The sequence below is a fragment of the Bombella sp. ESL0378 genome (assembly GCF_009725845.1).
In the GTDB taxonomy this organism is placed as follows: domain Bacteria; phylum Pseudomonadota; class Alphaproteobacteria; order Acetobacterales; family Acetobacteraceae; genus Bombella; species Bombella pollinis.
On record NZ_WNIF01000010.1, the window covers coordinates 207784 to 217851 of the forward strand.

Annotated in this window: 13 protein-coding genes; 12 read left to right on the forward strand and 1 reads right to left on the reverse strand. The window is 52.1% G+C overall.

What is annotated here, in order from left to right:
* Positions 1-44 precede the first annotated feature (44 nt).
* The 9 genes from rfaD to GM556_RS08405 all read left to right on the forward strand — a co-directional run bounded on the left by rfaD (position 45) and on the right by GM556_RS08405 (position 6667).
* The gene (gene rfaD, locus GM556_RS08365) at positions 45-1025 is read left to right on the forward strand and encodes an ADP-glyceromanno-heptose 6-epimerase (RefSeq protein WP_155572468.1); all 981 of its coding nucleotides are present in this window, start codon (positions 45-47) and stop codon (positions 1023-1025) included.
* Entirely contained in the window at positions 1022-1849 is an 828-nt protein-coding gene (gene lgt / locus GM556_RS08370; RefSeq protein WP_370513391.1) for a prolipoprotein diacylglyceryl transferase, read from the forward strand. Before rfaD ends, lgt begins: the two co-directional genes overlap by 4 nt.
* On the forward strand, positions 1846-2628 hold the full coding sequence (pgeF, locus tag GM556_RS08375; RefSeq protein ID WP_155579805.1) for a peptidoglycan editing factor PgeF: 783 nt from the start codon (positions 1846-1848) through the stop codon (positions 2626-2628). Before lgt ends, pgeF begins: the two co-directional genes overlap by 4 nt.
* A 105-nt stretch (positions 2629-2733) precedes the next feature.
* Complete coding sequence (locus GM556_RS08380; RefSeq protein ID WP_266137364.1) at positions 2734-3363, forward strand: 50S ribosomal protein L25/general stress protein Ctc; 630 nt, start codon at positions 2734-2736, stop codon at positions 3361-3363.
* 15 nt (positions 3364-3378) lie between these two features.
* Complete coding sequence (pth, locus tag GM556_RS08385; protein WP_370513619.1) at positions 3379-3948, forward strand: aminoacyl-tRNA hydrolase; 570 nt, start codon at positions 3379-3381, stop codon at positions 3946-3948.
* Positions 3949-4029: 81 nt separating this feature from the next.
* A complete protein-coding gene (ychF, locus tag GM556_RS08390) occupies positions 4030-5124 on the forward strand; it encodes a redox-regulated ATPase YchF (RefSeq protein ID WP_099026660.1) in 1095 nt (364 codons plus the stop codon).
* Between the two features lie 90 nt (positions 5125-5214).
* Positions 5215-5802 carry a nicotinate-nucleotide adenylyltransferase gene (locus tag GM556_RS08395; protein ID WP_230873368.1) on the forward strand — a complete coding sequence of 196 codons (588 nt, stop codon included), beginning with the start codon at positions 5215-5217 and terminating at the stop codon, positions 5800-5802.
* Positions 5795-6184: a ribosome silencing factor gene (rsfS, locus tag GM556_RS08400; protein WP_155572466.1), complete on the forward strand. Its 390-nt coding sequence runs from the start codon at positions 5795-5797 to the stop codon at positions 6182-6184. Before GM556_RS08395 ends, rsfS begins: the two co-directional genes overlap by 8 nt.
* 27 nt (positions 6185-6211) lie before the next feature.
* A complete protein-coding gene (locus tag GM556_RS08405; protein ID WP_155579806.1) occupies positions 6212-6667 on the forward strand; it encodes a 23S rRNA (pseudouridine(1915)-N(3))-methyltransferase RlmH in 456 nt (151 codons plus the stop codon).
* A 39-nt stretch (positions 6668-6706) separates the two neighbouring features.
* Here GM556_RS08405 and GM556_RS08410 read toward each other — a convergent pair whose 3' ends face one another.
* Entirely contained in the window at positions 6707-7357 is a 651-nt protein-coding gene (locus tag GM556_RS08410; RefSeq protein WP_155572464.1) for a CHAP domain-containing protein, read from the reverse strand.
* Positions 7358-7763: 406 nt separating this feature from the next.
* Between GM556_RS08410 and GM556_RS08415 the strand changes: the two genes are divergently transcribed.
* From GM556_RS08415 to GM556_RS08425, 3 genes are read left to right on the forward strand one after another with little or no spacing between them, the layout of a single operon-like run.
* On the forward strand, positions 7764-8411 hold the full coding sequence (locus tag GM556_RS08415) for an MBL fold metallo-hydrolase (RefSeq protein WP_155572463.1): 648 nt from the start codon (positions 7764-7766) through the stop codon (positions 8409-8411).
* 21 nt (positions 8412-8432) lie between these two features.
* Positions 8433-8933, forward strand: coding sequence for a DUF192 domain-containing protein (locus tag GM556_RS08420; RefSeq protein ID WP_370513620.1), 501 nt, complete (start codon positions 8433-8435; stop codon positions 8931-8933).
* Entirely contained in the window at positions 8930-9904 is a 975-nt protein-coding gene (locus GM556_RS08425) for an NAD-dependent epimerase/dehydratase family protein (protein ID WP_370513621.1), read from the forward strand. Before GM556_RS08420 ends, GM556_RS08425 begins: the two co-directional genes overlap by 4 nt.
* The last annotated feature ends 164 nt before the right edge of the window (positions 9905-10068 follow it).

Sequence of the window (10068 nt, forward strand, 5' to 3'; positions counted from 1 at the left end):
GTTCTTATGTTGGATACCGCTTTCTACCAGACTATACAGGAAGAATGATTATCGTCACCGGTGGAGCCGGATTTATTGGGTCTTGTCTGCATCACGCTCTGTTTCAGCAGGGGCGGCGGACTGTTATTGTGGATTATCTTCACGACCAAGGGAAGTGGCGTAACCTTGCCACGCACCCTCCTCATCTTATCGTGCCGCCAGAGGGTTTAACGGCGTTTTTGGCAGAGGCGAAGGGGGTGGAGGCTGTCATTCATATGGGGGCCATTAGCGAGACTACAGCGCGGGATGGTGACCTTGTATGGCAGAGTAATGTTGCCCTCTCTCAGCAGCTATGGCGATGGTGTGCAGAGCAGGAGGTCCCATTTCTCTACGCGTCTTCCGCAGCGACCTATGGCGCGGCAGACCAACCCGCCCTCTTTCAAGATGGGTTGGAGTCTATCGAGGCACTCCAACCACTCAATTTATATGGCTGGTCTAAGCACGCGTTCGACCTCTGGGTAAAGCGGACGATAGAGGCAGGTGAGCCTACTCCCCCGCAATGGGCGGGGTTGAAGTTCTTTAACGTCTATGGGCCGAATGAATATCATAAAGGGCGGATGATTTCGGTCATTAAGGTAAAATATGATGAGCTCATGGCTGGCAACCCTGTGCGGCTCTTTCAATCAGATAAACCCGGCTTAGCTGATGGCGAGCAGAAGCGGGATTTCATCTGGGTTGGGGATGTGGTGAAGGTGCTGCTCTGGCTGTTGGAGCATCCTACAGTCAGTGGGCTGTTTAACTGCGGGACAGGGCAGGCACGCTCTTATGAATCCCTTGCGCGGGCTGTATGCGATGCGGCAGGGAAAAGGGTAAATATCGAGTATATTCCTATGCCAGAAAGCTTACAGGGGCAGTATCAATCCTTTACGCAGGCGGATATGAAGGCACTGCGTAAAGCGGGGTATGATGCACCCTTTACCAGCTTAGAAGATGGTATCCGCTTTTATATTAAAGATTATCTGGCATCAGGAAGGCCGTATTTGTGACACAACCGCTTATCTTTCCGGGGTTGGACCCGGTGGCGTTTCATCTAGGGCCATTGGTGGTCCGTTGGTATGCGCTTGCTTATATAACGGCATTTCTCATAGCCCTGCCTATCGCACGGAAGTTGGTTCAATTAGGGCCGAAGGTTGCCACTCGTCTCGCTGTGGATGACTTTCTCGTCTATGCCGTGCTTGGCGTATTGGTGGGGGGGCGTTTAGGCTATGTCCTTTTTTATCGTCCTCTTTTCTTCCTAGCTCATCCGTTGCAGATTTTTGCAACATGGCGGGGCGGTATGTCCTTTCATGGTGGGGCAGCAGGGGTCATTATCGCGCTGGCTTGGTTTACGTGGCGGCGGCGTCTGAACTTCCTTGCCTTTGCGGACCGGATTGTCGTGGTGGTGCCTATTGGGTTGGGGCTAGGCCGTTGTGCTAATTTCATCAATGGGGAATTATGGGGCCGGCCTGTAGTCCATGCGGTGCCATGGGCGATGATTTTCCCAGCCGTTGGGCCAGAGCCGCGCCATCCTTCTGAGTTATATGAGGCCCTAACAGAGGGGCTTTTATTATTCATCATTATGTTGATGGCCGTGGGGCGGCCTGTTTTGCGGGCGCGGGCGGGCTTTCTCTCTGGCTTGTTCCTTTTTGGCTATGCGTTCGCACGCGCCTTTTGTGAGCTGTTCCGCCAGCCTGATGATAATATCGGCTTCCTTGCTGGGGGCACCACAATGGGGCAGTTGCTCTGTGTGCCTATGGCCATCGCGGGGATTGCGCTGATGGTCTATGCCTTCCGCCGTCCTGCGCGGGAGCGTGATTGGGTAACGTCATGAGTTTGCCGCCGGTCATTCATTCATCTTTATTGCCTGTCCCGCATGGCTTTTGCTTGCGGCAAGGCGGTGTGTCACGCGCGCCTTATGAGAGTTTGAATGGCGGGGTCAATACGCAGGATGACCCTACCTATGTGCAGGAAAATAGACGGCGTATTGCCGCACTTGTAGGGGTGGAGGAGGTGCATCTCGCCGCCCTCCAACAAGTGCATGGGGCAGAGGTCGTGACGTTGCGAGGCTCTGAAGATGTGCCGTCCTTCTCTTGTGGTGCTTTACCAGAAGGGGACGGCCTGGTGACGGACTGCCCCACCATTGCACTAGGGATTGCCACAGCAGATTGCGCGCCTGTGTTATTTGCCTCGCATGATGGGCGTGTTGTTGGGGCTGCTCATGCGGGGTGGCGCGGGGCTGTAGCCGGTGTGTTGGAAGCTACGGTACAGCAGATGCGCGCTTTGGGGGCCGAGGGGATTCGCGCCGTGATTGGTCCGTGCATTGCGCCTGCTTCTTACGAGGTCGGTGAGGATATGCGGTGCGCTGTATTGGCTCATGAGTCCTCTGGGGAGAGGTTCTTTACACCGGCTGCACGCACGGGGCATTACCAGTTCGACCTTCCTGCATTTTGTCTTGCGTGGTTAGAGGCACTTCATGTGCGCGCAGAGTGGGTAGGGCGTGATACCGCAGCGGAATCATGTTTCTTCAGCCATCGCCGAGCTACGCTGAGAGGTGATGGGCGGACAGGGCGGCAGCTTTCTATTATTCGAGCAATTACACCATCATCGTGATAAAAAAATTGTCTTTTACGTGTTTTTCGGTTAGGGCAGAGCAGCCGTAGGCACCCCTGGAGGCCGTACGGTTATATTCATTTTTAGAACGCAGGAGCGTATAACGTGGCGAAAATAACGACACTGGAGATCTCCCAGCGCGCCAAAGCAGGTAAGGGGGCAGCGCGCGCTACACGACGTGAAGGGCTCGTCCCTGGCGTGGTATATGGTGGTAAGAAGGAGCCGGCCCTCGTCTCCATCGACCCCCGCATCATCATGAAGGAGCTGCATCGCGGTAGCTGGCAGTCTCGCCTTTATCAGTTCAATATTGGTGGTGAGCAAGTTCACGCGCTGATTCGTGATATTCAGTTCCATCCGGTGTCTGATGCGCCGATTCATATCGACTTCCTGCGTTTGGTCCCCGGCCAGAGCGTGCATGTGCAGGTTGGCATCACCTTTACCGGTGAGGAAGACGCCCCCGGCATTAGGCGCGGTGGTGTGCTGAATATTGCTCGTCACTCTGTGGATGTGGAAGTGCCTGTTGAGAATATTCCAGAGCATTTCACTGTGGACCTCAGCAAGCTAGACATCAACGACAATGTGCGTTGGGATGACCTCCAAGGCACGGAGCATGCAACACCAACGCTGCATATCCCCAACTTTGTGATTGCCTCTATCGCTCCGCCAACAGTGGAGGAGGAGCCTGAGGCCGGTGCTGAGGCTGAAGGCGCAGCGGCTCCTGCTGAGTCCAAATAAAGAGGTTATGCGGTTGTGAAGCTCTGGATCGGACTCGGTAATCCGGGCGCGTCAATGAGCCGCAACCGGCATAATATCGGCTTTATGGCCGTTGATGCGATTGCGCTACGCCACGGTTTTAGCCCGTGGCGTAAGCGTTTTCGCGGGGAGACGGCAGAAGGTATGGTCGGGCGGCAGAAGATTCTTCTCCTCAAGCCGCTGACCTACATGAATCTCTCTGGCGAGAGCGTGCAGCAAGCTGCGCATTTTTATAAAATCCCCCTTGAGGATATGACTGTTTTCCATGACGAGTTGGACCTCGCTTTTGGGAGGATGCGCGTCAAGCAAGGGGGCGGTGCAGCGGGCCATAATGGGTTGCGCTCTATGGATAAAGCATTGCCTAGCCCTAATTATTGGCGGGTGCGTCTAGGCATTGGCCATCCCGGTAGCCGGGAGCGGGTGCATGGCCATGTGTTGGGAGATTTCTCTAGCACGGAGCGGCCAGATTTAGAGCGATGGTTAGATGAGCTGGCCGATGCGACTCTATTACTCGCGCAGGATGAGCCAGAAGCCTTTATGACAAAGACAGCTCTGTGGCGGAGCTAAGGTAAATTGTAATATGCGCGTTGCTATGGGATAAAGGCAGACCATAAAACAGCGGCATTTTAGGAAAATGGGAGAGAGTGCATGGGGTTCAATTGTGGGATCGTGGGCCTCCCCAATGTTGGCAAATCCACCTTGTTTAATGCGTTGACGCAAACGGCCTCGGCGCAATCGGCAAATTATCCTTTCTGCACGATCGAGCCTAATACGGGCCGCGTGGCTGTGCCTGATGAGCGGCTAGAGGTCCTTGCTAAAGTGGGGCAGTCCCAGCGTATTTTACCCACGAGCCTAGAGTTTGTGGATATTGCTGGTCTGGTGCGGGGGGCCTCCAAAGGGGAAGGACTTGGTAATCAGTTCCTTGCGAATATTCGTGAGGTGGACGCCATCATCCATGTGCTGCGTTGTTTTGAAGATGATGACATTACCCATGTAGAGGGTGGTGTGGACCCTGTGCGTGATGCTGACATCATCGAGACAGAATTAATGCTGGCGGATTTAGAAAGCTTAGAACGCCGCAAAACAGGTTTGGAAAAGCGCGCCCGTGGCAATGACCGTGAGGCGAAAGAGCAGCTAGAGCTTATGGAGCCTCTATTAGCGGCGTTGCAAGCAGGCAAACCAGCTCGCACGGCCATCCCTGCGGGGAAGGAGGTTGAAGTTGCGCGCCTTCAGCTTATGACAACAAAGCCTGTTCTTTATGTCTGTAATGTGGAGGAGGCCGCGGCTTCCACCGGTAATGCCCTTTCAGAAAAGGTGAAAAAACGCGCCGAGGCAGAAGGGGCGGGCGTTGTGATTGTTTCTGCGGCGATTGAGGCAGAAGTCAGTCAGCTTGAGGAGGAGGAGCGCATTGAGTTCCTCGATGGTTTGGGGCTGAAAGATAGCGGATTGGACCGCGTAATTGCTGCTGGCTATCGGCTTTTGGGCCTGCAAACCTATTTTACTGTTGGGCCAAAAGAGACACGCGCTTGGACAATCACCGCGGGCACTAAAGCTCCCCAAGCCGCGGCCGTGATTCATAATGATTTTGAGCGTGGCTTCATTGCGTGTGAGACCATCGCTTATGATGATTATGTCACCTATAAAGGCGAGGCTGGTGCGCGTGAGGCTGGTAAATTGCGCGTAGAGGGCAAGAATTATGTCGTACAAGATGGCGATGTGCTGCTCTTCCGCTTTAATGTGTGATTGTTATTGATGAAGGCACAGACCGTTCATCGCTCATCGCGTAAGCGTCCTTTAGGGGCAGCAATGTCGCGATTCGGCGATGGGCGGCATATGCGTATCGGTCTCCTTGGGGGGTCGTTTAATCCAGCGCATGAAGGGCATATTCAACTTGCCCGTAAAGCTCTGGCACATTTGCAGCTCGATCAAGTTTGGCTGATGGTCTCGCCGGGGAATCCGCTAAAATCCCGCATAGGGATGGCCCCTTTTGCGCAGCGTTTAGCCAGCGCGCGGCACCTTGCTGATGGGCGGCGCATCATCGCTGTGGATATTGAGCATCAATTAGGCCAGCATTTTACGGTTAAGACAGTGGCGTTGCTCAAGCAGCGTTTCCCTCATTGTCGTTTTATATGGCTTATGGGGTCGGATGGCCTAGCGCAGTTCTCCCGCTGGCGTGGTTGGCGGAAGCTGGCTCATTTGGTCCCCATAGCGGTATTACCGCGGCCTGGAAGTGTCATCCCTGCGCTAAAAGGGCGCGCGAGTTCTGTTTTGCGGCGGTATCGTCATGATGGCAGGGCAGCGTCTCTTTTGCTAAAAGCAGAAGGGGGGCCGGGCTGGACCTTTTTACTAGCCCCTCAAAACGCTATTTCATCAACGGCTTTGCGCGCCATTAGGAGTAAAAACGATTATCACCATGACTAAATCCTCCTCCCCTTCGTCTCATGAGGCACGGTTGGCCCGTCTTTTATCCGTTATTACCGAGAGTTTGGATGAGGATAAAGCTGAGAATATCATTACATTGGACCTGACAGGCCGCGCCGGTTTTGCGGAGCGCATGGTTATTGCCTCTGGTATGTCTGAGCGTCAGATTTCCGCTATGGCCCACCATTTAGAAACCCGTTTAAAAGAAGAGTCGCTAGCTCGCCCGCAGATTGAAGGGGAACAAGGGAGCGATTGGGTTTTGTTGGATGCTGGCGATGTTGTAGTACATCTCTTTATGCCAGAAAGCCGGGAGCTTTACGCGTTAGAGCGCATGTGGGGCGGCGATTTTGACCATGCGGATGAAGAAATCGCCGTTGAGTAAGAGACAACAAGGCGTGGGGCATATGGGATGAAGCTCATCGCCGTTGGGAAGTTAAAAGCTGGGCCAGAGCAAGAGTTACTCGCACGTTATAGGGCACGGCTGCGGCCCAAGCTTGAAGTTGTTGAGGTTGCTCAAGGGCGTGGCTCCCCTACTGAACAAAAACGGCGAGAGGCTGACGCCCTTTTAGCGGCCTGTCCCGATAATGCGTTTGTTATTGTATTGGATGAAGGTGGCCCGCTGATGGATAGTCCCGTTTTTGCTGCAAAGTTACAGCAATGGCAGGAAACAGGCCGACTTGTGTGCTTCATGATTGGCGGGGCAGAAGGGCTAGATGCCGCTATTATTCAGCGCGCCGATGCTCTTTTCTCACTAGGCAAGCTGACATGGCCTCATATGCTTGTGCGTGTGATGCTCGCAGAGCAGCTTTTCCGAGCGCAAGCGATTCAAATGGGGCATCCATATCATAAAGCCGGGCGTCCCTAGGGGGGGGCGGCTTTTAAGGAAGTTTTTTCTACAGAGGTCTTATTGGAGAGAGCGGCTCGGGGCTTCCTCGCCAAAAATATCGGAAGGAACAGAGGCCGTCTCTAGGTGGGTGTTTTCTGCCAATACGTTACGAATAGGTGCATTGACAGGCTGGCTCCCTTCGCTGCGCGCATAAATAAAGCCATGTGTTGGGTAGATGCTTCCCAAGCGGCCATCATTACCAGCAAGAGCCACGCGAACAGCTGACCAATCATTGGCAGGAGAGACATCCACAACACGCACATTACGGCTGACGCCGTTGGAGCTCCAATGGGATTGGTCAATGAGGATGGTGCGGCTATCAATCTGTTTGCGGACCACAGCGACATGGCCGAGAGGCATGTGGCGTGTGGGACGGAAGCTTAGCACAGCTCCCGCCTCTGGTTGTGTACCACGGGCATAAATCCCTTCAGCATGGCTCCACCAGTCACGTGCATTCCCACGAATATTGAAATCTGTATTTTGACGGACGAAAGCAACACACTGGAGAATATGCCCGTGATGACGGGATGTTCTATGGCTTCCATGACCTGTTTTTATCAATCGGCTTGCGTGACGCGTATAATGACGTGCTTCTGCGTTAGGGGTACAACAGGCCGCTGCAGAAAAAATCAAGCATGATAAAAACAACCGATTACCGGTACGGCGCATGGTGCATCTTCCCGTCTTACAAATCCAAACCGAAATGAATGTCGTTTTACCCGACGATGAGGAGGGATATACCAGAGACTCTATCTTTATGACAAGTTAAATATCAGCTTTTCATGAGCATATAATCTAAACAAGATTTAACATTGGTAAACATAAATAATAAAGAAAGATTTTGAGAAGAATAAAAAAGACCTTAACTAAATATTTACCAACAATATAGAAAGAGAGACATAATCTTCGATTGTAAAGATGGTGCAGATATTAAGCTCGCTTCATTTAACTTTTATTTTAAAGAATATTTTGTCAAAAATAAGGCTCTTCGCCGTGATAAGGGGTCATTTCTTGTTGAATGTCATGAGAGCCTATAAATTATAGGGGCAATATAACATGGATTATAGGTTTTTTCATGACATTAACGCTGCGAAAAGTAACCGTTACACCGATTCGGCAAAATTGCACTATCCTGTCAGACCAGTTGGGTCGTGCAGTTATTGTTGATCCCGGTGGGGAGAGCGTGCGCTTAGCCCAAGAGCTGGAGGGGCTACAGTTAGAGGCGATTCTGCTCACTCATGGGCATTTAGACCATGCAGGTGGTGCGGCAGACCTCAAAAAAATAGTGGAGGCGCGGCAAAAAAGCGAGTTTCCGATTCTTGGGCCCCTCAAGGAGGATTCGTTTCTTCTGCAAAGGATTGAAGAACAAGCCGCCACATTGGGGTTAGAGGGGATGAAAAGTGTAGAGCCCGATCGCTTTCTGCGTGATGGGGAGATTCTGTCTTTCTTAGGGTGCAAGATAGAAGTCGCACATATTCCCGGTCATACACCGGGGCATGTTGTGTTTTTATGGCATGAGGAAAAGCTTGCTTTAACGGGGGATACGCTCTTTCGTGGCACTGTGGGGCGGACGGACTTCCCTTATGGGGATGGGCGTCAGTTGTTAGAAGGCATTTGGGAGCGGCTGTTTTGCTTGCCAGATGAGACAGTCGTTTTGCCCGGGCATGGCTTACCCACCACAATAGGTGAGGAACGTCGCCATAATCCAGCCTTCCAACGGTAGGGCTTTAAGGAGGAGAGAGCTGTGAAATTAGGAAAGATAATAGGGTATTGTATCCTTATTCTTGGAGGCTGCTGTGGGGGATTTTATAGTACGCAGGCGGCAGAGCCCATAACACAAGCACAACCTCCTTTACCGTCCGTTTCTTTAACGATTACCGACCAAAAAGGACAAAAACATCCTTTTACGGTAGAGCTCGCCAAGACCCCACATGAGCAAGAGGTTGGGGAGATGTTTCGCAAGCAGATTCCTGCCAATCAAGGCATGTTATTCATTTGGCCGGTCGCGCAAAACACCGCCATGTGGATGAAGAACACTTATGTATCGCTTGATATGGTCTTTATAGATGATCAGAATCGTATTCATGCGATAGAAGAGCGCACAACCCCTTTGAGTGAAGGCATTATTAGTAGTCATGGTCCTGTTCGTGCTGTGTTAGAACTACCTGCGGGTACGACCGAAGCTTTAGGGATTGTTGTTGGGGATCGCGTTACAAGTCTTGCTTTGTCAGGCTCCGTAGAGTGAGTAATTCACGGGTAGCGTTTATAACGGGCGTTGCAGGCTTTATTGGCTCTTATGTCGCACGGGCTCTATGTACACAGGGCTGGAGCGTTTTAGGAATCGACACAGAGCAATCAGCCCCCGCCCTAGCCCCTTTAAGGCTTGCTTCCTTACGGGGGATGGCGCGGTTTCAATATGTTAAAATGGATGTATGCGACCAAGACGCTCTCACAACGCTCCTCGCCAAACATACAGAAATTGATACGGTGTTGCATTTCGCGGCGCGAGCAGGCGTGCGGCAATCGCGCCTGAATCCTCATGCCTATATTAAGGATAATATAGCAGGGCAGGTGTCCTTATTAGAAGCATGCCGTGTTTTACCGCATTTAAGGCACAGCCTTTATGCGTCTTCGTCTTCGGTTTACGGACCAGCGACTTCGTTGCCATTTTCCGAATCCGTGCCTTTAGAAGGGCAGGCGTCCTTTTATGCAGCAACTAAACGGATGAACGAACTTACTGCGCAGACATACAGTCATCTTTACGGGTTTGCGCAAACAGGCTTACGGTTTTTTACAGTCTATGGCCCAATGGGGCGACCCGATATGGCGTGTTATGGTTTTGCCCGCGCGATTCGGGATGGTATTCCCCTGACATTGTGGGACGAGGCCGGCCTCGCACGGGACTTCACCTATATTGATGATGTTGTAGAGGCGATTCTCTTATTGATGGATACACCACCTCAGCGGGGCACAAGCCGCGTATTTAATGTTGGCTATGGTCAGCCACGCCCTGTGGCGGAGCTTATCAAGGGGCTAGAGGTAGCTTTGGGTCAAAAGGCTATTGTGCAGAGAGCTCCAAAACCATTCGAAGATGTTTTAAAAACATGGGCTGATACAACATTGCTTCAGCAAACTATTCCATGGCGCGCTCGGACCTCGCTGGAGGATGGCGTACAGAGTTTTGGTGCGTGGTTCATGCAAAACTCACCTTTATGAGAGGAATGAAAAGTTTTTTTCATTTTCCTATTTTTTGGGGTTGCGTGGGTTTTGTGGTGTGGGTATAAGGCGCTCTACCGGCGGCGCTGGGGCGGGAGTTCTGGGGTTGTTTGGGTGGTCATTGAGAATTGAATATTGGTTAATAAGTAGAGACTGGAAGGGAT

Bases quoted from the DNA above. Each gene is read 5' to 3' on its own strand.
- rfaD (WP_155572468.1), top strand. From the start codon at position 45: ATGATTATCGTCACCGGTGGAGCCGGATTTATTGGGTCTTGTCTGCAT.
- pgeF (WP_155579805.1), top strand. From the start codon at position 1,846: ATGAGTTTGCCGCCGGTCATTCATTCATCTTTATTGCCTGTCCCGCAT.
- GM556_RS08415 (WP_155572463.1), top strand. From the start codon at position 7,764: ATGACATTAACGCTGCGAAAAGTAACCGTTACACCGATTCGGCAAAAT.
- GM556_RS08405 (WP_155579806.1), top strand. From the start codon at position 6,212: ATGAAGCTCATCGCCGTTGGGAAGTTAAAAGCTGGGCCAGAGCAAGAG.
- GM556_RS08410 (WP_155572464.1), bottom strand. From the start codon at position 7,357: ATGCGCCGTACCGGTAATCGGTTGTTTTTATCATGCTTGATTTTTTCT.
- rsfS (WP_155572466.1), top strand. From the start codon at position 5,795: ATGACTAAATCCTCCTCCCCTTCGTCTCATGAGGCACGGTTGGCCCGT.
- ychF (WP_099026660.1), top strand. From the start codon at position 4,030: ATGGGGTTCAATTGTGGGATCGTGGGCCTCCCCAATGTTGGCAAATCC.
- GM556_RS08395 (WP_230873368.1), top strand. From the start codon at position 5,215: ATGCGTATCGGTCTCCTTGGGGGGTCGTTTAATCCAGCGCATGAAGGG.